The 24,987-nt window shown below is 57.4% G+C and carries 41 protein-coding genes; 12 read left to right on the forward strand and 29 right to left on the reverse strand.

Annotated features, from left to right (window positions below; all coding sequences use genetic code 11):
• From IEW18_RS20275 to IEW18_RS20295, 5 genes are read left to right on the forward strand one after another with little or no spacing between them, the layout of a single operon-like run.
• Positions 1-2,361 (forward strand): hypothetical protein, encoded by a 2,361-nt coding sequence (locus IEW18_RS20275; RefSeq protein WP_188559713.1) that lies wholly within the window; start codon positions 1-3, stop codon positions 2,359-2,361.
• A 4-nt stretch (positions 2,362-2,365) separates the two neighbouring features.
• Complete coding sequence (locus IEW18_RS20280) at positions 2,366-3,730, forward strand: right-handed parallel beta-helix repeat-containing protein (protein ID WP_188559714.1); 1,365 nt, start codon at positions 2,366-2,368, stop codon at positions 3,728-3,730.
• Between the two features lie 4 nt (positions 3,731-3,734).
• Entirely contained in the window at positions 3,735-4,208 is a 474-nt protein-coding gene (locus tag IEW18_RS20285) for a hypothetical protein (RefSeq protein ID WP_188559715.1), read from the forward strand.
• Complete coding sequence (locus IEW18_RS20290) at positions 4,205-4,576, forward strand: hypothetical protein (protein ID WP_188559716.1); 372 nt, start codon at positions 4,205-4,207, stop codon at positions 4,574-4,576. The genes IEW18_RS20285 and IEW18_RS20290 overlap by 4 nt, the downstream gene beginning before the upstream one ends.
• 22 nt (positions 4,577-4,598) lie before the next feature.
• Positions 4,599-4,919 (forward strand): hypothetical protein, encoded by a 321-nt coding sequence (locus IEW18_RS20295; protein ID WP_188559717.1) that lies wholly within the window; start codon positions 4,599-4,601, stop codon positions 4,917-4,919.
• Here IEW18_RS20295 and IEW18_RS20300 read toward each other — a convergent pair.
• Entirely contained in the window at positions 4,916-5,941 is a 1,026-nt protein-coding gene (locus tag IEW18_RS20300; protein WP_188559718.1) for an RNA ligase family protein, read from the reverse strand. The two genes, IEW18_RS20295 and IEW18_RS20300, sit on opposite strands and share 4 nt — an antisense overlap.
• Here IEW18_RS20300 and IEW18_RS20305 point away from each other — a divergent pair, their 5' ends adjacent.
• From IEW18_RS20305 to IEW18_RS20330, 6 genes are all read left to right on the forward strand, one after another.
• Entirely contained in the window at positions 5,942-6,187 is a 246-nt protein-coding gene (locus IEW18_RS20305; protein ID WP_188559719.1) for a hypothetical protein, read from the forward strand.
• 87 nt (positions 6,188-6,274) lie between these two features.
• Positions 6,275-6,676, forward strand: a complete 402-nt coding sequence (locus IEW18_RS20310) for a M15 family metallopeptidase (protein WP_229728889.1) — start codon at positions 6,275-6,277, stop codon at positions 6,674-6,676.
• A 104-nt stretch (positions 6,677-6,780) separates the two neighbouring features.
• A complete protein-coding gene (locus IEW18_RS20315; RefSeq protein ID WP_188559721.1) occupies positions 6,781-8,301 on the forward strand; it encodes a hypothetical protein in 1,521 nt (506 codons plus the stop codon).
• Positions 8,302-8,311: 10 nt separating this feature from the next.
• Positions 8,312-8,797: a hypothetical protein gene (locus IEW18_RS20320; RefSeq protein WP_188559722.1), complete on the forward strand. Its 486-nt coding sequence runs from the start codon at positions 8,312-8,314 to the stop codon at positions 8,795-8,797.
• A gap of 4 nt (positions 8,798-8,801) precedes the next feature.
• Positions 8,802-9,026, forward strand: a complete 225-nt coding sequence (locus IEW18_RS20325; protein ID WP_188559723.1) for a hypothetical protein — start codon at positions 8,802-8,804, stop codon at positions 9,024-9,026.
• Positions 9,027-9,051: 25 nt separating this feature from the next.
• Entirely contained in the window at positions 9,052-9,444 is a 393-nt protein-coding gene (locus IEW18_RS20330) for a hypothetical protein (RefSeq protein WP_188559724.1), read from the forward strand.
• Between the two features lie 716 nt (positions 9,445-10,160).
• On the opposite strand, the gene IEW18_RS20335 is transcribed toward IEW18_RS20330, so the two are convergent.
• From IEW18_RS20335 to IEW18_RS20455, 25 genes are all read right to left on the reverse strand, one after another.
• Positions 10,161-11,669: a hypothetical protein gene (locus IEW18_RS20335; protein ID WP_188559725.1), complete on the reverse strand. Its 1,509-nt coding sequence runs from the start codon at positions 11,667-11,669 to the stop codon at positions 10,161-10,163.
• Positions 11,670-11,841: 172 nt separating this feature from the next.
• Positions 11,842-12,141 carry a hypothetical protein gene (locus IEW18_RS20340; protein ID WP_188559726.1) on the reverse strand — a complete coding sequence of 100 codons (300 nt, stop codon included), beginning with the start codon at positions 12,139-12,141 and terminating at the stop codon, positions 11,842-11,844.
• 12 nt (positions 12,142-12,153) lie between these two features.
• A complete protein-coding gene (locus IEW18_RS20345; protein ID WP_188559727.1) occupies positions 12,154-12,621 on the reverse strand; it encodes a hypothetical protein in 468 nt (155 codons plus the stop codon).
• Positions 12,618-12,827, reverse strand: coding sequence for a hypothetical protein (locus IEW18_RS20350; protein WP_188559728.1), 210 nt, complete (start codon positions 12,825-12,827; stop codon positions 12,618-12,620). The genes IEW18_RS20345 and IEW18_RS20350 overlap by 4 nt, the downstream gene beginning before the upstream one ends.
• On the reverse strand, positions 12,824-13,345 hold the full coding sequence (locus tag IEW18_RS20355) for a hypothetical protein (RefSeq protein ID WP_188559729.1): 522 nt from the start codon (positions 13,343-13,345) through the stop codon (positions 12,824-12,826). The genes IEW18_RS20350 and IEW18_RS20355 overlap by 4 nt, the downstream gene beginning before the upstream one ends.
• Positions 13,338-13,583 (reverse strand): hypothetical protein, encoded by a 246-nt coding sequence (locus IEW18_RS20360; RefSeq protein WP_188559730.1) that lies wholly within the window; start codon positions 13,581-13,583, stop codon positions 13,338-13,340. Before IEW18_RS20360 ends, IEW18_RS20355 begins: the two co-directional genes overlap by 8 nt.
• Before the next feature lie 2 nt (positions 13,584-13,585).
• Complete coding sequence (locus IEW18_RS20365; RefSeq protein WP_188559731.1) at positions 13,586-14,035, reverse strand: hypothetical protein; 450 nt, start codon at positions 14,033-14,035, stop codon at positions 13,586-13,588.
• Positions 14,028-14,201, reverse strand: coding sequence for a hypothetical protein (locus IEW18_RS20370; RefSeq protein ID WP_188559732.1), 174 nt, complete (start codon positions 14,199-14,201; stop codon positions 14,028-14,030). The genes IEW18_RS20365 and IEW18_RS20370 overlap by 8 nt, the downstream gene beginning before the upstream one ends.
• Positions 14,202-14,357: 156 nt before the next feature.
• Positions 14,358-14,591 (reverse strand): hypothetical protein, encoded by a 234-nt coding sequence (locus IEW18_RS20375; RefSeq protein ID WP_188559733.1) that lies wholly within the window; start codon positions 14,589-14,591, stop codon positions 14,358-14,360.
• A gap of 4 nt (positions 14,592-14,595) precedes the next feature.
• Positions 14,596-15,147 (reverse strand): hypothetical protein, encoded by a 552-nt coding sequence (locus IEW18_RS20380; protein WP_188559734.1) that lies wholly within the window; start codon positions 15,145-15,147, stop codon positions 14,596-14,598.
• An 84-nt stretch (positions 15,148-15,231) separates the two neighbouring features.
• Positions 15,232-16,323: a hypothetical protein gene (locus IEW18_RS20385; protein WP_188559735.1), complete on the reverse strand. Its 1,092-nt coding sequence runs from the start codon at positions 16,321-16,323 to the stop codon at positions 15,232-15,234.
• A complete protein-coding gene (locus IEW18_RS20390) occupies positions 16,310-16,768 on the reverse strand; it encodes a hypothetical protein (protein ID WP_188559736.1) in 459 nt (152 codons plus the stop codon). Before IEW18_RS20390 ends, IEW18_RS20385 begins: the two co-directional genes overlap by 14 nt.
• A 2-nt stretch (positions 16,769-16,770) precedes the next feature.
• The gene (locus tag IEW18_RS20395) at positions 16,771-17,349 is read right to left on the reverse strand and encodes a hypothetical protein (protein WP_188559737.1); all 579 of its coding nucleotides are present in this window, start codon (positions 17,347-17,349) and stop codon (positions 16,771-16,773) included.
• Positions 17,312-18,586, reverse strand: a complete 1,275-nt coding sequence (locus IEW18_RS20400; RefSeq protein WP_188559738.1) for a hypothetical protein — start codon at positions 18,584-18,586, stop codon at positions 17,312-17,314. The genes IEW18_RS20395 and IEW18_RS20400 overlap by 38 nt, the downstream gene beginning before the upstream one ends.
• A gap of 49 nt (positions 18,587-18,635) precedes the next feature.
• Positions 18,636-18,785, reverse strand: a complete 150-nt coding sequence (locus tag IEW18_RS20405) for a hypothetical protein (protein ID WP_188559739.1) — start codon at positions 18,783-18,785, stop codon at positions 18,636-18,638.
• 112 nt (positions 18,786-18,897) lie between these two features.
• A complete protein-coding gene (locus IEW18_RS20410) occupies positions 18,898-19,155 on the reverse strand; it encodes a hypothetical protein (protein ID WP_188559740.1) in 258 nt (85 codons plus the stop codon).
• A 4-nt stretch (positions 19,156-19,159) separates the two neighbouring features.
• Positions 19,160-19,771, reverse strand: coding sequence for a nucleoside triphosphate pyrophosphohydrolase family protein (locus tag IEW18_RS20415; protein WP_188559741.1), 612 nt, complete (start codon positions 19,769-19,771; stop codon positions 19,160-19,162).
• Positions 19,761-19,976 (reverse strand): hypothetical protein, encoded by a 216-nt coding sequence (locus tag IEW18_RS20420; RefSeq protein WP_188559742.1) that lies wholly within the window; start codon positions 19,974-19,976, stop codon positions 19,761-19,763. Before IEW18_RS20420 ends, IEW18_RS20415 begins: the two co-directional genes overlap by 11 nt.
• A 93-nt stretch (positions 19,977-20,069) precedes the next feature.
• Positions 20,070-20,222 carry a hypothetical protein gene (locus IEW18_RS20425; protein ID WP_188559743.1) on the reverse strand — a complete coding sequence of 51 codons (153 nt, stop codon included), beginning with the start codon at positions 20,220-20,222 and terminating at the stop codon, positions 20,070-20,072.
• Positions 20,219-20,644, reverse strand: coding sequence for a hypothetical protein (locus IEW18_RS20430; protein ID WP_188559744.1), 426 nt, complete (start codon positions 20,642-20,644; stop codon positions 20,219-20,221). The genes IEW18_RS20425 and IEW18_RS20430 overlap by 4 nt, the downstream gene beginning before the upstream one ends.
• Before the next feature lie 49 nt (positions 20,645-20,693).
• Entirely contained in the window at positions 20,694-21,368 is a 675-nt protein-coding gene (locus IEW18_RS20435) for a hypothetical protein (RefSeq protein ID WP_188559745.1), read from the reverse strand.
• A gap of 15 nt (positions 21,369-21,383) precedes the next feature.
• Positions 21,384-21,653 (reverse strand): hypothetical protein, encoded by a 270-nt coding sequence (locus IEW18_RS20440; RefSeq protein ID WP_188559746.1) that lies wholly within the window; start codon positions 21,651-21,653, stop codon positions 21,384-21,386.
• Positions 21,653-21,916 carry a hypothetical protein gene (locus IEW18_RS20445; RefSeq protein WP_188559747.1) on the reverse strand — a complete coding sequence of 88 codons (264 nt, stop codon included), beginning with the start codon at positions 21,914-21,916 and terminating at the stop codon, positions 21,653-21,655. Before IEW18_RS20445 ends, IEW18_RS20440 begins: the two co-directional genes overlap by 1 nt.
• Complete coding sequence (locus tag IEW18_RS20450; RefSeq protein ID WP_188559748.1) at positions 21,913-22,152, reverse strand: hypothetical protein; 240 nt, start codon at positions 22,150-22,152, stop codon at positions 21,913-21,915. The genes IEW18_RS20445 and IEW18_RS20450 overlap by 4 nt, the downstream gene beginning before the upstream one ends.
• Positions 22,153-22,325: 173 nt before the next feature.
• Positions 22,326-23,129 (reverse strand): glycosyltransferase, encoded by an 804-nt coding sequence (locus IEW18_RS20455; protein ID WP_188559749.1) that lies wholly within the window; start codon positions 23,127-23,129, stop codon positions 22,326-22,328.
• Positions 23,130-23,366: 237 nt separating this feature from the next.
• Between IEW18_RS20455 and IEW18_RS20460 the strand changes: the two genes are divergently transcribed.
• Positions 23,367-23,936 carry a hypothetical protein gene (locus IEW18_RS20460; protein ID WP_188559750.1) on the forward strand — a complete coding sequence of 190 codons (570 nt, stop codon included), beginning with the start codon at positions 23,367-23,369 and terminating at the stop codon, positions 23,934-23,936.
• Here the strand turns inward: IEW18_RS20460 and IEW18_RS20465 are convergent.
• The 3 genes from IEW18_RS20465 to IEW18_RS20475 all read right to left on the reverse strand — a co-directional run bounded on the left by IEW18_RS20465 (position 23,924) and on the right by IEW18_RS20475 (position 24,824).
• On the reverse strand, positions 23,924-24,199 hold the full coding sequence (locus IEW18_RS20465; protein WP_188559751.1) for a hypothetical protein: 276 nt from the start codon (positions 24,197-24,199) through the stop codon (positions 23,924-23,926). The two genes, IEW18_RS20460 and IEW18_RS20465, sit on opposite strands and share 13 nt — an antisense overlap.
• Positions 24,200-24,330: 131 nt before the next feature.
• Complete coding sequence (locus IEW18_RS20470) at positions 24,331-24,561, reverse strand: hypothetical protein (protein WP_188559752.1); 231 nt, start codon at positions 24,559-24,561, stop codon at positions 24,331-24,333.
• An 8-nt stretch (positions 24,562-24,569) separates the two neighbouring features.
• On the reverse strand, positions 24,570-24,824 hold the full coding sequence (locus IEW18_RS20475) for a hypothetical protein (protein WP_188559753.1): 255 nt from the start codon (positions 24,822-24,824) through the stop codon (positions 24,570-24,572).
• Between the last annotated feature and the right edge of the window lie 163 nt (positions 24,825-24,987).

A 24,987-nucleotide genomic window follows, 5' to 3' on the forward strand; every position in this document is an offset into this window, starting at 1 on the left:
ATGGCGGATTTACAACGCTTAAACGACATTCTCTACGGGGGCATTGACGAGCACACGGGCGATTTTGCGCAGTACGTCAAGGTAACCACCTTCGAGGACGGCCGCCCCATGAGCGACGCGCTCTGCGACGACGTGGTGTACGTCAAACTTCCTTCCGGCGAGTACTTCAAGCGGGTACTGAGCAACAACCGCATCAACCTGCGCTGGTACGGGCTCGTGCCCAACGACAAAAGCAAGGCCCTGGCGAATGCCCTGGCCCTGCACGCGGTTATCCGCCGCTACAAGTACGGCCACTTTGTCTTGCCCCGCTCCCCGCTGGGCAACGTGTACTGGTTTGCTCCGGTCCCGAACACCGGGGTCCAGTTTCCGGGCGAGGACCGGGGGCCGGACTTTGCCATTAACTTCGTCAACTCCCTCTGCGCCTTTGAAATGGAGCTGGGAGTAAGCGCGACGGTTACCACCGGCTCGGGCGGCATTCAAGCCTACCGCACCACGGGCAACAGCAACGTGCAGCTCATCAACGTGAGCATCGACCACGAGAACGGAGCCAACTCCGTGCCGGAGCACTGCCGCCTGCCCGACGGCACCTACGACACCAACTGGGGGAATTACAAGCTCAACGGCATGAATTTCTACTCGTTGGGAACCTGGCATAACCTGAGCGTCTCGGGTTTCCCCGGCCACGGGGTCTGCGTGTTTGGCAACACGACCATTCGCCTGAACGGGGAAACCCTGACGGCAACCGGGGCGATGGCCACCTACACGGACGCCAACGGCACCTACCGGGCCTTCCGCCCCGACGACCAGGCCATTCTACCCTTCCCCGGCCTGGACGATCTGACCAAGCGCTTTTTTATCAACGGCGTAACCAGTTCCACCATCGGGCAAGCAGGGCAGCTGCTGGTGCTAAAGCCCACCATTGACGGGCCGGAAGGCATCAACCAGGAGCCGGACGGTACCCCGGTCACGATGAGCTACTACAAGCAGGGCAACACCTTGTTTGCCGACCACATCACCACCAGCGGCTTCAACAACCTCGACTTTAACGGCGGGGCCGGTATTTTCGTCACGGGCGACGAAGCCAACGCCTCCAACTTCCAGAACATTTCCTGCCGTAACAACGGGGCGTGGGGCATTATTGACTCCTCACTGCTGGGCAACTACTGGCCCGGCCGCCACACCACCCAGAACGGGGAGCGCTTCAACGACTTCACCGTGGAGCCGCACAAACTGGTCATGGGCGGCTTTACCAATCGGGGCAACCCCAACCCGCGCTCCGTGCTGGTCAGCGGCTACACGGAAGGGGGCAACTCGGGCGGGGATGAACTCACGCAATGCTCGGTCATTCTGGGCGGCGTAATGGCAGCGGGGGTAACAGGCGGCTTCGGCATCCTGGACTTCGGGCAGATGCACAACCTGTTCAGTCAGACCGATGCCGACGAGGGCACCATTCGCTACGGCAGCAAGCTCACCTTGCAGCAGCCCGCCTCGCCGGTCAACCACTTCCTGCAACCCGTGGACAACGGCTGGGGCGTGGGGGACGAGCAGGGGGTGCATTGGAAAGCCTCGCCGGGCGGCTTGCTCAACCCCGTGGCGGGGGAAATTTCCCGCCTCATGCCCCGGCGCTTCCTCGAAACCAAGAGTATGCTGGTGGACGGGCGTTTCCTGCGCTTTACCCCCTCGCTGTCGGCTATTCTGGGCAGCGGGGAAACAGACTGGCGCAGCGGGGACACCTACGAGAACAGCGACCACCGCCCCAATACCCCTTCCGGTTGGAAGTGCGTAGCCGGGGGCACCACCCGCACCTACGCCGAGGGTCGCACGGCCAAGATTGAGGGCAACTACATCACGCTCAGTGCCGCGACGGCCGTACTCAAGCCGGGAGACTTCATTACCCTCAACGGTCAGCGGGCGCAAATCACCACCTTTGACCAGCCCCAAGTCAACGGCTTCCTGTACTTTCTCATTGACCGCTCCCTGCCCAATACCACCGGGGCGACCATTGCCTTTGCCCCGCCCATCTTCCAGCCCCAGGGCAGCGGCACGGGCACCCTGGCCCAGCGCCCGGACCTGAGCGGGCTGGCTGGCCCCTGGGCCTACTACAACACAACGACCAGCAGTAAGCAAATCTGGGAGGGAACTCAGTGGGTAGAAGAAAGCAGTCTGCGCTTTAGCGTGGACGAGGCCAAGCAAAGCAGCGTGAAAGCGGGCACTTCCTTTCCCGTGGCCGAGTCAGACCCCGCTTACCGGGGCAAGGCGTTTACAGACCTGACCAACGGGGTATATACCGCCTATGAGTGTCGCCGTCTAGGCAGTACGACGAACTGGCTCTGGTTTAAATCCGACTTTCTAACTTCCTAAGGCAATGGCGCTGCACCCCTCCCGTCAAAAAGACATTGACGACTACTTGGCACAAGTGCTGGGCCTGAGCAAAGACGGGCAAGGCAAGCTCCAAGCTATCAGCTTGCTTGCTCGCCTGTCCGCGCTGGAAGGAGCCACCCCGCCGACGGGCGGGGGCAGCGCAGCGCAGAAGTTTACCCTGGACTACTACCAAGGGCCGTTGCCGCAAACCTACGCCCCGCTGCCCAAGCGGCCCAAGCCGACGACGGGCTGGGAGGGGCCGCAGGACATGAAGCCGGGCACAACCAACCTGGTGATTGAAAACCGCAACTTCACCAACAACGACAACGGCGGCCCGGCCCTGCAACTGAGCAACCTGCGGGGCACTTCTCTTATCATTAGAAATTGTAACTTTACGGGGTGGTCGCCGTCCTGCCTGTTGCAGATCAACGACGCCATTGCCTCGGTGAACATTGTCGTGGAAAACTGTTGTTTTTACGGCTACCAGACGCCCGCAGGCAAGACCGGCTACCCCGGCAAGGGCATTGACATTCAGAACGCGGTAGCGGGCAACGTGACCATTCAGAACAATCACTTTTACAAGATCAAGGGCATTCTCGTGCAGAGCTACTCCAACACGGTGAACACCGTGACCATCAAGGGGAACTGCATCTTTGACTTGCAGAAGTTTGACCAAAACGGCAACACGGACCAGTTGCAGTCCAATGGCTACCAGGTAACCCAATCCAGGGGCGTGAAGGTGGATATTCTCTACAACTCCATCTTCAACACCCTGGGCAACTGCACCCAGCAGGACGCCATCAACCTGCACGGCTCGTATGGGACGGCCGACCGCTACATCAACATCAAGGGCAACTTCCAGGACCGCATCTTCCTGCACCCCTCGGCCTCCAACGGTACGGGCTCCTCGATTACCACCGACAACGACGCCGGGGATATTCGGGCCAACGACCCGCACTACGTCAACATCGTGGAGAACTACACGGTGGGCTACACCTTCGGCGGCTTTAACTGCGCTGGGGGCTACCTGATTAACTTCTCGCGCAACATTGCCCTGAACACCGGCAAGCTCCCGGACGGGGTGACCGGCAACGGGGTATTCATCGGCGGCATTTCGATTTACCCGTGGCTTTCCCCGCCCCCGGAGTTTCACCGCGACTTTATCTGCGAAGGCAACCTGCTGGGCGTGAAAAACCAGGCGGGGGAGCGCGTGGACAAAAGCCCCGGCTCCGGGGCCTTCGTGGACCTTGCCAAGCAACTGCTCTTTCCCGACTCGTTTATTACCGAAGCAAACCAGGACAAAATGTACCACTTCTGGCGCAAGGACGCCCAGGACGCGGGCGTGGCGGTTGGCCTGCTTTCCGTTTAGCCCTATGCCCCCGAAGAAGAACCCGCCTGCCGACCCACCCAACGTGGCCCGTCTCCCGCCCGACCAGCAGATTGCCTACCTCGTGCGCCAACACGAAGAATTTTCCGATTGGCGCATCAAGGTAGACGAGCGCTTGGACAAAACCGAAACCGCCGTAGACGAACTCACCACCTCGGTTGGCGAAATGCGCAAGGAGGTGCGGGAAAGCCACATTACCGGCCGCGAGAGCAATGTTACCCTCGGGGAAATCAAGCTGTTTCTCACCGGCCAGCGCACCCCCGGCCTGGAACGGCCCGGCCTGAGCGACGACTTCAAGACCATGCAGGACAAGTGTAAGAGCTTGGAGGAAAAGCACGCCGAGTGGGAAAAGAAGTTTAACAAGTATTTCTGGTGGGCCACCGGCTTTCTGGCCGCCAGCGGCGGGGCGGGCTTTTTTGGCGGCAAGGCACTTTCCCAATTCCTAGACCTACTCAAATGAGCCTCACGCCCCGCACCAAGCTCACTATCCTGGCCGCCCTAATGGTGTTAAGCAGCGTTTTCTTCCTGCGCTCCTGCTACGTGGCCGGGGAGCTGAACCAGGCTGTCAAGACCAACCCGCCCCTGTCCACGAAGGCCGCCAAGAAACTGCGCGGCCAAGTGCAGCAGCTCAAGGCCAAGGGTCAAGCCGACAGCACCCGCTCGGCCCGTCAACTCTCCATTTACCAACGCCAAATCGCTCAGGTCGCCAGTTACCAGGCTGCCGCCGACGCGGCCCGTACCCGCTATGAAACCATTCCTTCCGCTGATTCTCTCTCTGTTCCTCGCCTCACCGGCCTTCTCTCAACATACCGCCCCGCTCCCCCCTAAGGCCCAGCCCTACGGGGAAACAATGGTCTGCATCGACCCGGCCCAGGCGCGGGTAATCTGGAAGTCCCTGCAACAGTTCGAGGCCCTCAAGCCCGAAGTACGCGCCCTGCGCCGCACGGTGGACACGCTGCACGCGGCCAACCACACGCTGCTGCTCCGCTCCCGCGCCGACAGCGCCCAGGCCAGCTCGTACAAGCAGGCCCTTGGCACGCAGGAGCGCCTGACCGTGGATGCCGACAACCGCGCCACCATCGCCCAGCTAAAAGCCCGCAAAAGAGGCTGGCTCTCTGCGGGCTTAGGGGCGTTACTGGTCGTGGTAACAGGATTGGCCGTTAGCCACTAGAATAAGTCAGGGCGCAGGGCTTTTACCCGTCCAAAGACGAAATGTTGCAGCGTGTTGAAGTTGATAGTGGGGTTCTTTCGCGCTTTTACAAAGTTCCAGCACTCCTCTCGCACCACGTCATAGTAGACCGTGTGAAGCAGTTGAGGGATGCGACGGGCAGTAAAGCCGCCATCAAGATCAATTTTGGCGAACACCTTGTCTACCAGCGCTTGTGTAACAAATTCAGTGGCAATTTCTTCCTCGACCAATTTACGCTCGGCGTGCAGGGGAGCGCCCATCGTTTTCGCGTGCTTTTCTTTAAACTCCGAGGTAACAATCTTCGCCCACGTCTGCCGTCCGTACTTGTTGAAGAAAGCATAGTTCTTGATAACCACCCCTTCCCCGCATCCTTGCCCGTCTTTAATGAGACACACGTTGTTTTGCAGTTCATGGCAGAACGCCTCAAAGGTTCCGTTGCGGATAATCTTGAGCGGAGCCAAGTACTCGATACCGTGCCGCTCAAGTAGCGGTTTATAGGCATTGTAAGGCAAATATGCCTCTGGTTCTTCTTCTGACTCGGCCATTAGGTGCGGGGCCGCTACATCGAACACGTAAAACTTGCGCCACGCATCATCTCGATAGGTGCTAATGGAGTGAGGCACCAGCCATTCCCCAAACAGCCGATGGTTGGGGTTTTCACTCAAATAGTTAAACAGTTCTACTGACTTACTGGCCCAGGCGTAAAAACCGGCGTTGTCGGATTCAAGGCTTAGCTCGCGGTTGCGGCTGCCAGCCTTCACCACACCATCTTCCAACCATACGGAAGCATTGGTGCCATCAATCTTCGGGAATACATAGGTTTCTCCTAACTCAATTCCCAGCACCTCTGGCGTGCCAAAGCGCTCAAGGTGCATATACTTCTTAAATCTGCTGGCGGTAGCTACTGCCTGTTCCATAAAGTAACGTGTTTGATTCAGCGCAATAGTACATATTCCTTTCGTTGTCTCCAAATCTTCCGCCAACTTTATCTGTACCTTGCTCACATGGGCCAACTACTAGACCGTCTGAAATCCGAGACGCCCGTGTTCTGGAAGAACGTGCGCTCCCAAGCCATTTGGGCCATTACCTTCCTGGTGGGGGCCTACGCCGTAGACCTGGGCCACGCCCGGCTGAACCTGGTCAAGAACGTGGCCGTGGCCTTCGTGCAAGCCATGCTGTTCGGTATTGTCATTGCCGCCTCCTTTACCTGTATCAGCTCCACGGAGGTAGAAGACCAACCCACTCAATAAGCACCAATGGCAACCACCGCGCAACTAACTAAACGATACGGAGCGGCTTACCCCCGCAGCGCCGCTTTTGAAACGCGGTGGCTGACCATGTATAAATTTCCCGACTGGCTCAAGCCTCACTTTGCCACGGCCTATGGAGGGCAGCCGGTTACGCGCATTTGGATGAATAAGGACGCGGTAACGCCCTTTGAGGCGGTGATGCGCGAACTGGTGGATACGGGCCGCATCAAGGAAATAAAAACCTACGACGGCTGCTATAACCCACGTTTGATGCGTGGCCTGAACGCGCCTTCGGTTCACTCGTGGGCGCTGGCCTTTGATTTTAACGCCAAGCAGAACCCCCTGGGGAAAGCCCCTTATCAGGCAGGTATGTTCACGCGGGAGTTTGTGGCTATTTGGAAGAAGCACGGTTTCCGCGCTGGCGCTGATTTCGGTGCTGGCCGTGCGGATTCGATGCACTACGAGTATGTAGCCCTGGCCGTTAAATAGTAATCTGCTAAGGAAGGCAGCAAAATAATTCTCCGCTACTGCTTGGTAGCAACGAAAGTTTCTTGTACTTTTCGGACAAGTAAGCACTTGTACCACACGTCTCTATGCCCGGACAATTAACCACTGACTCCCTCGCTGGGCACGCCCGCGAGGTGTATGCTATTCTGCCCACCACCGACCCGGCCGAACTATCGGAACAGTTGCTCGTCTCGTATCCGCAGTACAAGCAGTACGCCCGCAAGGCGGTAATGACGGCCTGCCGCCGCGCCATTCAGGGCACAAGCGGCTGGACGCCCCGCAAAGGAGAGGCAGCCGAGGCGCAGGCCGACGTAGAGGTGGAGTTGGATGAAGAAGCGGAATTGCCGTGGGTGGTCGAGAACGGGGAGTACGCCTGGACGGCGGGCAACGGCAAGGCCATTCGCTTGTCCGTTGCCATTGTTGATGAGCTATTCTTCCAGTACAGCGTCCACGGGCTGAACAAGTCTCAGGTGCAGATTCTCAACGACTTTGGCCTGCAACCCTGGCAGTGGAACAGCATCAAAGTACGCCTGTTTCTGCAAAAGACCAGTAACGTCTTTTCGCCCCACACCGTCTCCATTACCGCCCCCGAGCAGTTAGAGGCCATGATGGAGGCTAAGATGAGCCGCCGCTACGAAAAGCAGGGGCCGCTTATCGAGCGGGCGCACGCCAACGCCGCCGTGAAGCAGCTCAACAAGGTGCTGGAACAGAACGCCAAGCGCGACGCCTTCTGGGATGAGTTTCGCATGGAAATGGCCGACTTGCTGCCTACCACGCGCTACCGCTACGTGCCCCGCGTGCCGACCGGCCCCTCAGCTCCTGAGCACCTGGTCGTAACCCTGGCCGACCCGCACATCGGGGCCGAAGTAGACAAGATGCTCAACTCCCCGGCCTACAATTGGGACGTGGCAAAGGGCTACGCGCAACAGATGGCCGACCGCATCAACGAGCGCGGAGCCAAGAAGGTCTACCTCGCCGGGCTAGGAGATTTTATTGAGTCGTGGAGTGCAAAAAACCACGCAAACAGCTTCCTGAGCATGGGCCGGGGGATGCGTGGGGCCAAGGCCGTGTTCTCGGCCCTTGAGTTCATGTCCTTCCTGATTGAGCGCATTAACAACGTGGCCGAGGTGTGGGGCATTAGCGGAAACCATGACCGCGTAAGCGCCGATAGCCACGACGATACGCGGGGCGAGGCCGCCGAGCTGCTGTTCGGCTTGCTGCAAGAGCGGTACGCCAACACCGGCATCCAGTTCTCGTACCAGTACGACGTGCTGGTGAAGGCGGTAGACGGCATCTGCTACCTAATGACGCACAACCACCTGGGGCTTGCCAAGGGCGAGAAAAACATGTTGGAAACGCTCATGCGCCACCGAATCCCCGGCCTGTACTGCGTTATTCTCGGGGCGCACTGGCATTCGCGGCAAACCAGCATGGACTCCGATTCTTACCGCCGCTACGTGTGCCCGCCCCTGTTCACCGGCAATGGCTACTCCTCGGACGGCGGCTGGTCAACGCTCCCTGGCTTTATGACCTTCGAGAGCCGGGGCGGCAAGTTCCCCCGCGTCATTGATGAACCTCTGTACAATCTACAAACCCAAATTGCTTAACCAACCAGCCATGCCCACCAAGATTATTGACAAGCTAACGGATGCCGTTGGCCGGGTTCACGACTTTCTGTTTGACGTTCGATTCTCTCCACATAGTCCAGGGGGAGTGGTTAGTACACCAACACCAACAGGTAGAGCAGTTATAACAGCGCTTAATATAGTCGCCTACTTCGTGTTCTGCTACTTCGCCGCCTTCTTCGCTCAGGCGGTAACAGGGGTCAAGATTGACTTCAACGACATAAACAGAATCCTGCTGACCATTTTCTTCATTAAGAAGGCCGCCAAAATCATCCTGCAACCAACCAACCCCATGAGACAACTTATCGTCCTTCTGTTCTCAGTCGCCGTCGCCATGATTGGCTACACCATTCACGGGAGCATCTTCTGGTCCATCGTGGACTTCATCTTCTCGCCCATTGCTCTGATTAAGTGGCTTATCTGCCACGAGCTTACGCTTACTGTCTTGCATCAAACCTTCGACTTCTTACTCAAGTAGCCCCATGAAACAAACCCTCGCTTTCCAACTCTACGGCACCCGGCGTGATGCCGCCGTATTCTTCGTTACCCTCGCCCTCTTTGTTGCAGGCTTGCTTGGCTTAATCTTCACACCAGACGCCGATTCTCTGGGTCTAGGCGCTACCATCGTCGGCGGGGCAATGTTCGGCCTTAATTTCGGCGCAACGCTCCTGAGCAAAGAAAACCGCCGTCTGCGTGGAGAACTATAATCCACAGACTCTCTACTACTGCTGCTTGTGGGCGCTGCTGTGCTACGTGTATATCGACGCTCGGGCACAGGGCGCACTCACGCTGCTCTCGCGGGAGTTCATCCCGCCTACCGCTCAGCAGAGGCTTAACCAACCTCTGCACCGCGCCTATCCTGCCTGCTACGCCCTGCTAGTGTTCACGGTAGCCTTTCTTATGCGCAACCCGTGGCTGCTGCTGGCGGGAGTGCTGGTTCGAGTTGCCGTCTTTGACCCGATACTCAACTGGCGTAAAGGCGACCCGGCATTTGCCGTGGGCAGCTCGGCTAGCACGGACAAAGCCATTCGGTTTATAGCCAAGCTCCTGCACGCCAACCCCTCCGTCGTCAGCGCCGTAGTTCGTGGCATGGCTTTTGGCTTACTATACGTGTTGCCCGTCTGAGCCTATCAGATATTGCTTTCGAGAAAGCCCCGTGGTTTTGCTGCGGGGTTTTCTGTGAAAAATATTTTCGCAACAGCAGTTGCAAGAGCGAAAATTTCCCGTACTTTTGGTATCAACAAGGTGGAGTCGGATAATCGTATTCCCTAGACCCATTGGTAATGACGGGCTGTTGTTCGCCCCGAACTGGCAGAGTATTGGTTGGTACCAACTGAGAAGTGTCGTCTAGCCGTTGCAACGGTGGTGGTTCAATTCCACCCTCCACTTCAATTACAGCCAGCCAATCGGGCGGCTGCCATAATAGAGAGTAGCAAGGGACACGGCTAAGACGGATAACAAGCCCCTGCTGAGAAACTACCAAGCCCTCCACCGCGCAAGCCGATGGGCTCAGGCGTTACTCTCTACCTTTCCCCAAACAGGGCGTCGCCTAAAGAAACTCTCGTCCGACTGCACGGGAGAGAAGGCAATGATTGGTGTATCCCGTTGCTCCCTGCGCGTTGCCAGAACGAGTCTTGGCGGACTTGTTCTGCCTACCGCACACGCGAATCATCGGCGGGAATACATAGTAGGGGGTGGCGACTGAAAAGATTTGCCCCTAATCATTGCAAGCAGTAAAACAGAACCCTGGACGCCTCTCCCGGAAGCGCACCAGCCGGGGTCGAAAAGCAAAAGCCCCGACTGGACAACCAGTTGGGGCTTTCTGTTTCCAGTCAGGGTGACTAGGCGTATTGAATCACAATAATCAAGTCATTGGCCCCGATGCCGGAAACCAGGCCTCCGACCAGCGTACCCAGGCTCGGGGCCGTGCCAATGGTAATACCCAGGCCGTTTGTAAGCGTGATGTACTTGCCGTCCAGGGAGAAGCGGAAAGTCTGCCCGGCCGGGATGGCAAAGCTAATGGCCGGTACGCTGCCCGTGGTCGGGGTGGTGGCCTGGTTAAAGATGTTTAAGTAGCGCAGCGTCGTCGTCGTGTTCGTGACGTGGACGGAGTAGAGCTGGGCCGGGGCGTTTTTAATGAGGGCCGGAGTGCCCGCCAGCGAGGAGGACGTGTACACCGTGGCCGGGGCGGCATTGTTGATGGTCAGGTTGCCTACGACGGGTACTGCCCCGCCGACCAAGGGCGGGGTTCCGGCCGCGATGGTTTGCAGGGCCGTATTGGCAATGTCCTGTTTAGCCGCCGTGGCTACTTTGCTATCCAGATTAGCAAGGGAGGCATTCCCGGCCGTTTGCAGGGCCGACGTTGCCACCTTCGTATCGAGGCTGTTGAGGGCCGTGATTTCCAGGTTTTGATTGGCCGCCGTCGCCGCCCCGGTGGGCAAGGGTTGGGAGACTTGGCTTACCTGCTGGTTAACCGGAAAGGTCACGGCGACAGCCAGCGGATTGCCCGCGTCGTTCTTGATTTCAACCTCCCCCTGCACACTGACCGCCTGCACGGAGGGAAAGGCCACCTGCGCGGTTACGGAGCCGCTGACGGGCAGCGGATTGGGCAGGTTCACGTCCACCGGCACCCGCCCGTTGACCGGGGCAGGGAGCTTATCACCCACGGCCTGCACGGCGCGGGTGGTGGCCGCCTGCCCGGTGGTCGTGGCGTAGTCCGCGCTCGGGTTGTCGAGGACGACGTGCAGGGGCGCGGCCCGCAGTTCCGTATCGGTCAGCGCGTCGCTTTGCTGGCTCTGCTGGGCGGCGAGTACGAGCTGGTCCAGGATGGCCGCGAGTTGGGCTTCAATGGCCTGCTGCTGGACTTCCGTGGCCGCCCCGTAGGCCAGGCTCGACTCGCTGACAATGTTTACGTCTAGGGTGCTGTTGAGCACGTCTACGCGCAGCTTTTGGGGCTCGCGCAAGCTCACCAGCAGGTTCCCGGCCTCATCGGTATGCAGCTTGTTGTCGAGCGAGACGAGGCGCTGGGCGGAAAGCGTCTGCATGGCCGAGTCGTCGGGGCTGCTACCGCTGCCGCCGCCCGTGGGGCCTTCGTAGGTAGGCGTACCGTCGTCGGTGGTGGGCACGGCGGCGGTGTTGGTGGCCTGCACCCCGGCCCCTTGAATAAGAAAGGTGGAGTCAAAGCCGAAGGGGGTGCGGCGGCGGAAGGGCTGCTCGGCCAGGGTGGCGGGCGAGGCCCAGGCGGCGAGGAAGTCGGCCCGGTCCTCGAAGGCCAGGTAGCGGAAGGAGGCCGAGTTGCCGGAGCGGGTACGGGAGATAATCAGCCAGTAGCCGAGCGCCGGGACGGCCATTGCATAATATTCTACCCCTGTGCTAGTTGAGTGTATTTCGAGTAAGGTTAGCTGCGCCTGCTGGGCCACGATAAGGGCGGTATTAAAGGGTGGATTGTTCCGGTCCAAGATACCAAAAAGCCGCACCCTAATGGATGCGGCTCGGTGGAGGTAGCCGGTTCAACGACGAGGGTTATTCGTCCTCGTCAACGTCAAATTCTTCCTCCTCATCATACAAGTATTCAAAAGGGTTGATGCCAGATTCCAACCCATGCTCCGCTACCACCTTAATAACCTCCGGGGCATCAGTTACTAACGTAAATTGCTTGGCATCAGCGGCAAAGGATATTTCGGAATGTTTGCCCAGCACTTCATAGAAGTACAACCCTTTGCCGATAATACCCTCAATCTTCTCGGGGGTAGACAGGAATACGCCGGATAGGTCGCCCGACCGGCCGCAATCCTTATAGAATTTGTACAGGGCTTGTGCCATAGTAAAGGTTGGTTATTTGGTGAGTACTCGTTGAACAAACTCTTGCAAGGGCAGGCTAATCCACTCCTTTGCCTGCCGGTAAAACTCGGGCTTCTGCCCCTCGCAGGCTTGCAGCAGCACCTGGGCCGCTTCCTGGCAGAAGGCGTGCTGGTGGGCGTGCCACTCGGCGGCCGGGGTATCCTCGCTGAACCGGGCGCGTTGGGGGCGGTTGCGGTGGTCCGTGACGGGTGTAGTGGGCATGTACCAGTCGCCCATACGCGGGGGCTTGGGGCCGCACAACCCGAGCGGGGCGTCGCAGAGCGCTTCGTAGAGCGTTTGCAGGTCAGCGGCCTTGATCTTGTGCCGCAAAGCCGTGAGTAGCGCCCGCTCGCTCTTGTATTCCGTGGCCGTGTGCAGGTTCTTGGGAACGTGGCCTATATCCGTGTTCACCACCGGCCGCAGAAGGCCGGATTCCTGGTAGGGCGAAGCCGGGCTGTTCATGCAAAGAAGAACTTAAAACCGTTCGACACAATCCAAAGAAAACCAGCGGAGAAAAGAAGCCCTACTGTCAACTGAATAGCGCCTAGCTTACGCTTCCCTTCCTCCATCAAAGATAGAAGGCCGGTAAAGACATTAAGCGACAGAAAGCCGGAGGCCAGGACGAGGATAATCCAGCCAATAAAGAGAAAACAGTTAAAGAAGGTCATGTGGCTACGTATTCAATAATGGTGAAAATGAACGTGTTAGGGGCAAGGGCAAAGTCCGGCTCTATTGCCAACCCACCCCGTTGGATTGTAGGGTTGTCATCGGTGATAATCCCGCAGTGGGTCAGCGCATCGACGCAGAATTTCATCATAACGCTACACCCGTCGGGGTCGTGCTTGGAGCAGTACCGCAGCTCGACGCGGAAGTAGGGCAGGGGCGGTATCTGCGCCTCGTGGATGAGGGCCGAGAAGATGCGGTCATACTTCTTTACTACCCCGTCCCGCTCCCGCCACGAGGCGCGTGCTAGGAGCGTGTTCAGCGACACCGCAGGCCCGGAGTAGGTCAATACCCATTCGCGGCCCGAACGTGCCACTGCGGCCAGATTTTCGGCCTTCTTGGGCTTGCTGGCTTTCTTCTTGGCCGGGGCTTTCTCCGGGACTACCGCCGCCTTCACGCGGGGCTTACCCACGGTCTTGAGGTTGCGGTAGTCCTCGGCGGTATAGGCTTCGGTTTTATTCAATGTCCTGGAAAAACTCGTAGCCCTCGCGCTCTCCTGTTTCAATGACAGCACGGAGTGATGTATAGTATCCATATGCTCCGAACGACCCGCCAATACGTAGAATCCACCTCCCGTCTTCTTGAACAAGCATCCCAGCCAATCTTCCGTCCTTTTTGGCAAAAATGGGCGCGCCTTGGTTAACTTGAGGAAAGGGGATGGTGGGCACTAACTTTACTGGTCCTAACAGAATCTTCTTCATGACTACTGGGCTTTGGGCTTAAAATCTTCTGGGGTTACGTCGTGGCCGAGCTTCTTGGCGAGCTGGTATTCCAGCACGGCCACGTTCTCGGGTAGCGCCTGCTGCATGAAGACCAGCATGGTCTGGAAGTAGCGGCGGTTGGCCTCAATGCTCTTATTAATCTCCACGGCGCACTTCTGTACTTCGGCCGTGAGCAGCACCCGCTTGTTGTTGGAAAGTTTGGCCCACGCCTCGGGCGCAAACATGGACTTTACCAAGTTCAGGTCAATATCTACGCCTTCAATCAGGTCGGCGTAGCGCTGCCAGATGGGGTCCACCTGCGCGACGTGCGCGGCAATTTCCAGTTGCAGGGTAGCGCCTTCCGCCCCGAGCTGACGGGCCAGCAGGCGTTCGGTCAGACGCCCGGCAATTTCGCGCACGTCGTTGTTATTCAGAGAGTGTTGCTTAGTCATTTGCTTGATCTTCTATCACGGCGTTGATGTATCGGTTTACGAGCACACGTTGTTGTTCAGGCGAGAGTTCTTCTTTGTACACGTCTGTCAGGAAAACAGATGGAGTTTGCTCGGAGGCGAAGTCAAGAAAATCAAGAATGAGGCGCTGAGCTTGTTCTGGTGTCATGAGGTTTGGGTTGGGAGCGAAGGATGGCGGTGATGAGCAGGTCTTTGTAGCGGGAAGCATCGGCTAGGGCGAGTTCCACGGCCCTCTCGGCAACTAGTGTATGGTGCTGGCCGGGGAGCTGTTCTATGGCTGCTTCGAGGTATTCGCGGGGTGTTTTCACTTATGGCGGCGTTTTCGCCCCATATACCCTACATAGCGAGGCTGCTCGAAATAAACAGGTGGTGTATAGAGGTCGGGGAAATCTCTTATAGTGAACTCGTGAACCTTCTCTGTTTCTTTGAGCAGCCGCTCGGCTTTATCCACGCACTCGCCAGATACCCCGTGTTTTAATAATTCGTGCGCCACGATAGCCCCTATAGCGCTACCGCCTGCCAGTAATAGCTTGTTCATGTGCTTACAGCGTGTAAAGTGGTGGTTCGGGGGAGCCGTAGAGTTCGGCGCGATACGCGGCCGTCATGTCCGGCGGGCAGTCGTAGGGGGTGTAGCCGTTCTCAGCGAAACGTTTCTGTACTTTGGTTATGTGGGCCAGCTCCTCGTCCGTAGCCTTGCGCCACTTGGGCAGCAGCCCTACGGCAATCATGTTGCGCTGGGTACCCTCGGCGTAGGCGTCCACGCGCTGCTTTTCGGCCTCATCCTCGCGCTGCTGCTTGTCGCTTTTCGTGGCCTGCTGCTGCGCCCGCTCCCGCGCCAGGGGCGTGTTGGTTTCCACGCGCTTGATTTCGTGGCGGGAAGCGTACTCTACCACCTCGCGCCGCCCCATGCCGACCCGCTCGCCCAGCTCCTGCAAGTCACCTGCCGGGTAGTAGGCTTCAAACAGGGCCAGCACCTGCTCGGGTGGCAGGGAAGGGGCGTGGTTAGTGAGTTTCTTCTGGGCTCCCCACCGCCCGGCCTGCGGATTATCCCGCAAGTGGGCGGTGAGAGACGGGAGGGCGAGGGCGTGGGTCACAAGGAGAAAATACAGTGGTACTAGGATGATTCAAAGTACAGGGAATTTTCGCACTTGCGCAAGGGGTAGGCAAAATTATTTTCGTTAGAACGGCGGGTCTTCCTCAAAGGTCGAAGCGACGGTCAAAGGGCGCAGTTCGTGATGGGTTACGCGGCGTGACTCGGCCTCGCTGCCAGCCTCCGTCAGCGGGATTCCCTTGAACAACCACGGGGCGTGCGTATCCAGCGGGCTTTCTCCGTTCAGAGAGTAGCGGTTGGTTAAGTAGTTGAAATCCATGTCGCAGAAGCCAGGACGGCCCACGCGCTTCTGCTTCTTGATTTTGTGGCTCCACCACTGCACGGCGGTATCGGCCTTGTTCTCGTGGTAGTTGGGCCGGTGGTTGGCGAGAATGTTGTCCAGCTTGTTGCCGAACATGGCCCCTTGGTTGAGTAGAAACTGGTCCGGCACCGGCAGCGGGCCGTCGCCCTTCTTGACCTGGGTGGGGTGGGCGGTCAGGTGGGTGCAGTAGTTGTTTTTCACGGTCCAGCGCTTTAACTCCGACAGGACTTCCGACAAATACTGGTCGTCGCGCTGCCCCTTCATTAAGTGGGTAATCTGGTTCCAGGGGTCAAATTCCACTCCGTACAGCCCCGATTGCCCGTTCAGGTAGTCGAAGTAGTCCATCAGGCATTCCAGCGTGGGGGCTTCCTCCTCGGGGTAGATAAAGATGAAATGGCTTTCTATCCACTCCATTGCCCGCTCATAGGCCGCAAGGCTTACTTGGAGCTGGCCGTACTGGCGGCACCAGTCGGGGTCGGCGGAAAAGCCGGTGAGCTTGTGAACCAGGCTGTCGTAGAACTCGTCGGCGGGGGTGTTTTCTGGCGAGAAGATACCCCAACGCTTGTCGGGCTCGGCGGCGGACTTAACGACCATTAACTCGTTGAGCATTTCAGACTTGCCCATGTTGGCGTAGCCGGTGGTTAGCGTTACCTCGCCCTGCTTGTGCGTCCAGTGCTGGTCAAACTCCCGGAAATAGGTCGTGGTGCCACGCGGCTTGCCGTGGGTGTAGCCGTGCAGCATGGCGTCCTTTACGCGGCTTACGCGCCAGATTCCCGATTCGTAATTGCGTTCTTTCTTCTCGGGGGCGGCAGCAGGGCCAGCAGGCAGGCGCAACTCGTCGTCGTCAAATAAGCTCATGTGGTAGTAGGCCGAAGGTGGCCGCGTAGGTGGCGGGGGAGGTATGTAAATGATTCATGCGAAATAGCGCATTCTGTGCGCGGCGGCAAACGTCCGGCCACTGCTCATCGGGCGGGTCCGGGAGGCGCTTGCCCCACACGTCCAAGGTGCGGGTAAACAAGTCCTCGTAGAGACTGGCTTGCTCGGCCACGTCTACCACGCGGGCTTTCACTTGCTCGGCCGCTTCCCGCTCCTGGGCAGTGCACAGTTCCAAGTTCTCGAACACTAGCCCAACGGCCGTGGTGGTGTCCCGAAACAAGTCAATTTCGCGCTGCTCGGCGGCAATGGCCCGCACGGTTTGCTCGGTTTGCGGCTGGGCTTGCAGTTGCTTGATGCGTTCGACCCGGCGCTTGGTGCGTTCTAGCAGCGGGGCGAAGGCTCGCTTGAGTTCCGCTGTGCTGCTCATGGCTAGAAGATACTGGCTCCGTGGCGGGCGGCGTAGGCGGGGTATTCTTCTTCCCACTGCGCGTACTGGTGGGCCTGGATGCGCAAACGGGGGTGGGGGGTGTCTTGAGCCTGGGGGCTGTTCTTGTACGGCTCGTACAGGGTGCGCTCAATAATCTGCTTAATGCCGGTGCGCAGCAGGCTATCGTTGGGCGGGGTGGGCTGGGTACGGATGTATTCCATGACCAGGGACTCGGCTTCCAGCAGTTGCGCAAACCGCATGGGGGCGGCGTGGTAGTGGTGCCAGTAGGAAAGGCAGCGGGGGGCGTTTTGCTTAACCCACTGGTACACGCGGGGGAAGTTGAGCGCGAGGTTCTTGTACTTGTCCAGCTCGCCCTTGTAGCCCGCTTTGATAATGCCATTCAGCTCTTGCAAAGACAGGTAGGAAAAATCTTCGCTTATGTCGTCCAGCAGTGTTTGCCAGCCATCTGCTTGCAGCAGGTCAAAGTTATTGGTTCGGGCCAGCTCTGCCTTCCGCAGAATGCCCATCATCATTTCCGGGTCGCTAGAGGCCCAATCCTTTAGCGCGTCGGATGCCTTCAAGTCGGCGGTTGTGGTCAACGAGCCCGAGTTCTTGGGCGCGGGTAGATTGCTGGGTTGCATGGGTATTGTTTAAAAGTTGTGAAACAATGTTGTTTAGGTTGTCGCCAATCTCATAGAGGTTTCGCTTGCGTTGCAGGAAGGGCTCTAACCGGCCCCACTGAGAAAGCAGCATGGAGAAGGCGTCGTAGGCGTCCTGGTCAGCGGCAGCTTGGGGTTGAGAGCGGAAATAGGCAAATATCTTCTTTGCCGCCGCGCCATCACGCGCTGTAATGACGGGCTTCATCCCGGCGCTTTGTTCACAAAACCAATCATGGTACAAGTCAACGACCACCTTGGTTGATTGCTGGGCCGTGGGAGAGGCTCGTTCCTTCACCACTGCCCCCAACGCCACGCCTCGGGAAATGAACTCGGCCCGCAGTTCTGAATCAATGGCGGGCGGTGTCGGCAGCGCGTTCCATAATTCCTTTACCTGCTTCTGGCTTTTAGCGAGGCTTAACGCCGTCTTGGCAAACGGGACGGTGACTTGTGTTACCGGCTCAACTTTATCAGCTAACCCAGCAGACAAGATTTCAAGGTCGATTTTTTGCTGGGCTGCGAGTGCGGTAGCAGCTCGCAAATTTTCGTCAAGCTCGGTTACTAAAGAACGTAACGTTAGTAGTTCATTATATTCTTCTTTAGTAATTAATATATGGTCGCCACTTTGGCTACTTGAAGTCGCCACTTTGGCTACTTGTAAGTCGCCACTTTGGCTACTTGAAGTCGCCAAGTCGCCACTTTGGCGAGTCGCCACTTTGGCGAGTTGGCTATTTAGCGCGACCAGTTTTGAGAAGTCGCCACTGAAATATGCCTGCCGAACAACCTCTGCTGGCTGCACTCTGCGCCCGTGTCCGGGGGTGCCATCAATGAGGTTCAGTTCGTGCAGCAGCTTCATATACCGGGTCACGGAACGCTCGCTTGTGCCCGCTTCGGCGGCTAGTGATTCGTTGCCCGCCCAGCATCCTTTTAACCGGCTCTCGTGCAGACCGCAGACAACGGATAACAGACGCCGTGCGGCTCCTGGAATGTTATCAAGACAAGCAATGGCTTTCGTGATGGGTAGTCGCTCCTCTCGTTGCTTATAAGGGGCGGGCGACTCCTCGACTGTTGAGGCGATAGCTATATCATAAACAACCGCGTCCTGCGTCTCCACCGTGGAAGATGCATTAAACAAGGGTGGTTGGTAGGCGGAGAGAGGCATGGCAGCAGGACGGTAATCTTTTACATCTGTAAAACAAGCGGGCAGCAAATTATGCTGCCTCCACAAAAATGCGGCCCCCGATAACGTGGCTCTTTACCATCTTGGTGCGAATCCAGTTGTAAACTGTTTGGCGAGTAACGTTCTCGTCCTTAGCGTGTTGCGCTGGGGTTTTGAGGCGGTCAGGCTGTACGACTTGCATATTTTTCCAAGTGTAAAATTTGGTATTTTAACAAGCGGGGGGGTAACACCCCGCTTGTTGACCAAATGTACGAATAGTTCCGACTGGTGGTTCTCTTTGGTGAAAATTTATTTTACAGCCCGGCCAAAATCGTCTTGGCAATATCGCCGTGCCACGTTTGGGCGTAGTTGTGACTGCGGTAGTTCCACGGGATGCTCATGTTCCAAGCAAGTTTCGTGGCATCCCATTCCCCGAATTTGTCGCGGATTGCCAATGCCTCGTCTCCATCAGCATACAGGCTAGTAACGCCAATTATATACGAATCAGAGGGTTTTTGGAGCGGAACATGCTGAACGGGGTCGTGCGTGTCTACGTTGAAGGCTTGTAGCATGATGTTATTTGCTTGTAGTAAAGTTGTTCAAGATAGCGCCCAAATCCGGCTCCTGCCAGCCCAAGGGCTTTAATATCTTGCCCGTGTCCAGGCGGTAGATAATAAGGTTGTGGTTGGCTTCTATGTTTTCATTCACGAGCCAGCGAGCCGGAATGCCCTTGGCGTTATATTGTGCCACGGCCGCATCTGCTTCTTCTACAGTGGCCCCAAACTTCTCCATATTGGTTCGGTGAACCTCGGCCATTGACGCCTCAAATGCGCCCTGTAAGCCACTGGAAACGATTGCCCCGTCGTTTACCACCCGCAGGTCACAGCAAGCGTCTAGGGTGTCAATGGCGCTGTATTCCAGCGTGTCCTTAATGTCGGCGGGCAGTGATACGCCGTTGAAGCCAACCTTACATAGCACCATCAAAATAAAGCTGCGTTCCAGCCCGTAGCCATCTACGGCCAGCTCCATCAGCTCCTCAAAGCACAGGGCCAGGTTGAGCTTGCGCTCCTCGACGGTCGGCTCGCCGGGGGTGTCGCGTACGGGCTGGCCTCCGTACTTCATGAATTGGATTTTATATTGAATGGTATCGGCGGCCTTGGGGCGGCATGGGGTGCTCTTACAGGTCATGGCGGAGAGTAATGAAGGAGGAAGTGGTATCGGTGAAGGGCTGGGGGTAGGCGCGGTCGTGCAGACCAAGCGAGGTGCGGGCCACGGAGCAGCTACTGCCGGTTAAGGCCAGCAGGGCGCAGCCGAGCAGGACCAGGAGCCAGTACGCCTCAATGCGGCGCTTCTTCTGGTGATAGCTGGGGACGGGGAAGTGGGAGCGTATCATTTCACGGCGTTTTTAATGGCGGGGAGTAGCTCGCGCAACGGGCCGTGAAATCCGATGAGGCCCACTTTAACAGGCTTAGGAGAAGGCAGGGTATTAGGCATGGGGCGTAGAGATAAGAGAGGTGTAGTCGTTAATCCACGTCAGGAGCGAACGGCCGATTACGGCAATGCAGAAGGACGGAGCGCGGTACAGGAGCCGCCCATCGGCGGCGACCACGAGGCGGTCGGAAAGCGCGGGGGTGTTCATGCGGATACAAGGGTTGCCGGCGTGTTCGTTAACTCGCGCACCACGCCCAGCAGGCGGTTAATAGGGTGTGCTGCCAACGGCGATACGGGGCTGATATACGCCGCTGCCTCCCACACTTCCAGCACTTGCTCAACGGGCAGCAGCTCGGCCAGGTACGCGGGGTTGTCGGCCCGCAGGTCCAGCGCGGCCTCCGTCTTGAGACGGTTGAACACGCGCCGGAACTGGATGCCTTCGGTTTCGCTCACCACGATACACGGCGTTCCGTCCGGCAGCAGCTGCCAATTGTCTACGTAGCGGCCGACGAGCACGCTGCCGCAGCCGTAGGGCGGCATAGCATCTTCTCGTATCTCAAAGGCCCGGAGCAGGCCGGTCCCACCGGGGAGAGGCAAACGAAAGCGCGGAATTTCTTCGCAGGTAGTCATGGCGTAGCGAAATTTTATTTGGTGGTGTATATAGGGTATATGTTGGCCTTTACGCGGCCTTCTGTGCTCCTTCGCGTTCTTCGATAGTAGCGTTCAGCTTGGTAATGGCTCCGTCAGCCCGCTCCTCGGTGAGCTGGTGAATACCAAGCAGCATTTTGGTCTTTTCGCCTGGCTTAATGACGGGGTTGTTCAGCAGGCGCGTGATTTCTGCTTTCTGCTCCTCCGATGCGTAGGCAATCTCACTAATAGGCTGCTGGGCAGCGGGTTGGTTAACCACAGCAGGGGCGGAAGCAGTCGCCTGCTGAGCTTGCTGGACGGCCTTGCCGAAATCCTCGCTTTCCTCCTCGCCGAAGAAGCCGTGCTGGTAGAGGCCCGTGAGCTTGAGTACGGCCCGTGACAGCGCCCGCTTCTCGGCCGTTTCGGCGAAGTAGGAGTTCTTACAGTTGGTAGCCGTGGCCGAGCCGTAGGTTTCAATCTTGGCGGTCGTGTTTTCCTCTACCATCGTGCCGATTGCCTTAATCACCACGTACTTCTCTTGCAGCACGAGGGCTTTGTAGCTCACCTGGATACCATAGTGAGCCTGCACCTTCTCAATGCCTGACCGGGTGAGAATGGTGTAATGCTGGTGTACGTGTACGTCTTCTTTGACCAGGCCGCACTCTTTGTACAATGAGTTGAGCTTATCCTTTTTGGTGGCCGGGGCTGCTTTGACGGTAGCTGACATAATACAGGGGGTTGGTTAGCGTGTGGAAACGGGGGTAAACGACCTAACGGGGAAGCGCAGGGACAGCTCCCGGCGAAACTCGTTGAGGGCAACTTGCATGAGGGTGCGCGAGAAAGCGAAAAGCGGGGTGTCCTCGTCGGCCGTGCGGTGCAGGGAGATAGTGTACTTGACGACTCCTCCCCGCGAGGAAACCGTGGCGGCGCAGCAGCACCCGGCCGGGAGGGCAAAGCCCTTGGCAATGGTGAGGGCGAGCTGTTCGACGTGGCAGGCGGTGTAAACTAGCACTAGTTGATAAATTCTGGGCCTTTGGTAAACGAGTAGGCAGCAACCATGTCTCGGTAGTATTCTTCTGTAATCTTTGGCGTAGTCGCCTCGTCACTGAAGGCCATCATTTCTCCCTCGGGGCTTCCTGATATAAACAGGTGGGAGTCTGAGTAACACCTTTCGGCCCAAAGTGTGCAGCCGGCCGCCAGGGCCAGGTCTAGCATTTGCTGCTTGTGGGCTACGTCCCGGCAGGGCAGTAACCAGTTGCTATCAGTGAGTTTCATGCTACTTTGGATTTCGGGGTTGGTAATTCAACGGGGATAAAGCGGGATACGGAGCGGTGAAAGTGGCCCAGGGCTTTGCTGGCCGAACTGGCTCCTTCCGTGTCCACTACACGCCCGTCCGGGGCAGTGTACCGGACCCAGAACCAGTCCTCAGCGGGGGCAGTATGCGCGGTGGCAGATAACGAGAACTCGGCGGCAACGGCCGAAACCAGGGAAGCAAACGCATCGAAGCGCATGGACAGGGAAAGTATAAGTTGAAAGGCATAAGAGTAACGGGGTTTGCTTTCGTGGTAGTATAGGTCGGTGCTGCTAAACTACTTAGTCAAGGTGGCTTATGCAAGGGCTTGGTCCTTTTATTGTACAAATTATTTTCGTTGGCCTGCGGCGGGGTTGGTCGCATGAGGACTGGCTATTTGTAGAGGCCCGTGGCGTGACAGAACGTCTTGAGCGCCACGTCATACCAGCGCTGGTATAGCTGGTTTTGCGGGCCGGTGAGCTGCCAGGGCTGGCCGGGTTCGTAGCGGCGCAGCGCGGCCCGGTCCAGCAGGTACTCGTTCACGTCCTCATTGATGGAGTAGCCAAACCCCTCGCACCCGCCTTCCCGCGCCTGCTGCCGCACGGCTACGCGCTGCTTGATCTGGTCCAGGGAGCGGAACTGGTAGTGTTTAATCTTAATACGGCGGTTGTGCAGCACCCCCATGTGCTTTGGAGCGTGAGCCGGGGCCGCCCACTCCATGCCGGGCCGGTGGCGGAAAAAGCGGGCCTCGCTCCACGTCGAGGGCTGGTAGTAGCGAATCTCATCCACGCTGGCCGGACCAGCGGAGCCGCCCGCAAAATCCTCTTTCGTCAGGTTAAAGAAGATGGTTTCCGAGGCTACGAAGTGATGGTGGGTTGGTACGCGGGGCAGGAACTCGCGGGGGTTGTCGGCGTAGATTTCGTCGGCGTCGAGGCGGTAGCACCACCAATCACCCGCTTGGGCCAGCCAGCGGTAGTGGTTGAATACCTGGGCGCGGATACCGTCGTAGAAAGGGGAGAAATCCTGCTTATAGGGAACAATTTTGTCCGAGGCCAGGGATTGTACAATTTCCCAAGTGGCGTCCGTGCTGCCGTTGTCGAGCACAAAGATTTTATCCGCCCACTGGCTTGCCGCCAGCAGGTTGGCGGCGATAATGTCGGCTTCATTTTTTACAACGGAAATGGCAAAAATTTTCATGTTACGGGGAACTTTTTTGAAAAGTTGTGTATGTATTGGTAATATTTGTTTTCAGCTCAACACTAAGTGGTTAGCGTCAGAAAGCCAACTATTTAGCGGAATAATTCTTCGCGGGTTGGTTGCTTTTAACGAAAGATTATTTGAACTTGGTACAACCAAACCAAAATACCCGTCGTAAGTGCGGCCAGCCCTCAAGCGGGATACCACCACAACACCACCACACAAATCTAGTACAACATGGCTTACCGTACGCCCGCAAATCAGGAGGACCAGGTAGAGAAGAATAAGTTGCGAGCAATCACTGAAAAAGACGTAACCGATCAGGAGCAATGGTTGATCGACCGGCGCTTTGTGCTGGAATGCCAGCGACTTGAACGCGAGGGGCGGGTAGAAAACCGCGTGACCTTGGAAGAACATCTGGGCATGTTCAAGGGGGCTCTCGCCGCGATTCGCCGGGGCGTGCTGGGCACCCGCCCGTTTCACATTTCCCGCCTCAAACAGCGCTACAACGGGGATGTGAACTACATTCTGTTTGCCTTGCGCCAGGAGGAAATTTCCGCCCCCATTCGCTACATGGCCGGGGTTGGTAAAGTGGACTTGCGCAAGTTCGAGCCCTTCACCCACGAGTACAGCCAGACGGCCAAATGGAAGGCCGGCCCGCTGGCCGAGGAGGACGCCGGGCACTTCCCGGACGATCCGCAGAACCTCAAGCATCCCCACCTGATCGGCAAGCACAAGCGGGACGAGAAGGGGAGTGAGGAAAGCGAAGACGACGATACCCCCGTCTATAAACTTCAAGTAGCGTAATAGCAACCCCGTTCGGTGTAAGCTGGGCGGGGTTGTTTGCTTGATACGCCGCAGTACGTGTCCCAGCCGCCTGCCTTGATAATGCGCTTTAGAAGGTCGATGTTATTGTGAAAATATTCCCAGGCATAGGACTGGAACACACTGGATTTGCGACCTTCCTCGTTGCGGAAATACTTGCCGACTTCCGCAAACTTGCGGCGGTTGCGCCGGAGTAGCTTGCGCCATTCCTTTAGGCTAGTGATGCTCCAATCTCCGTTTGGCATGGAATTATCCTGAAATCTACCCTTGCGAAGTCGATAGTCAAACACGGTACGATGGGCGCGGATTCGGTTGCGGCCTCTGAGTACTCCGGCAGTAGCAGGTAGAGCTTTCATCTTATCGGGGTTGGTTGGGTTTACAGGGGGTAGGCTTCTGTGATAAGAGGGAGCAACTTTTGTACTCGGTATTCTGTGCCCCATCGACTCCGGCGTGGTTTGGTGTTTTCAATCAGTACACAGTTGACATACTGCTTATCAACACGCTGCGGCCACAGGTTAAACGGTTGGCTATCGGCCTGATAAGTAACTGTGCTATTAGGAGTTAATTTAAAGAGCTCCCCAGACCAGACAAAATCTTGAATTGTCATAGGGGGGGTTAGTTGGTGGCGGGCAGCTCAACTTCGCAATTTGAAAAATGCCATTTTATTTCTGCACCAATCCAGCGTTTTTCGCGGGTGGCAATGCGTACTTTATACCGCTTTGCTCCTTCGCTAATTCCGCCCGATACTACCTCGTACGCCTTGGTATTAGGCTTGTTTCGGGCGTTGGTTAACCCCTGAGCTATCATTTGAGCAATAGCTTTACGTTCGGTCGCTGTTACGTGCGAATGATTGGGAACTATGAATTTCATGGCGTTACGGGGTTGGTTGGATTAGTTCGCGCCGGTCCACGAGTCGAACGTGGAGCTATGCCATTCCGGCTGGGGTTGGTTGTTTTTAATAATCGTATCCTACAATCTTGCTCACTAATGCCCGTTGTTCCGGCTCCGTAATGCCTGGCCGTTGGCATTGTGC

It is taken from the genome of Hymenobacter glacieicola (assembly GCF_014640315.1).
GTDB classification, from domain to species: Bacteria; Bacteroidota; Bacteroidia; order Cytophagales; family Hymenobacteraceae; genus Hymenobacter; species Hymenobacter glacieicola.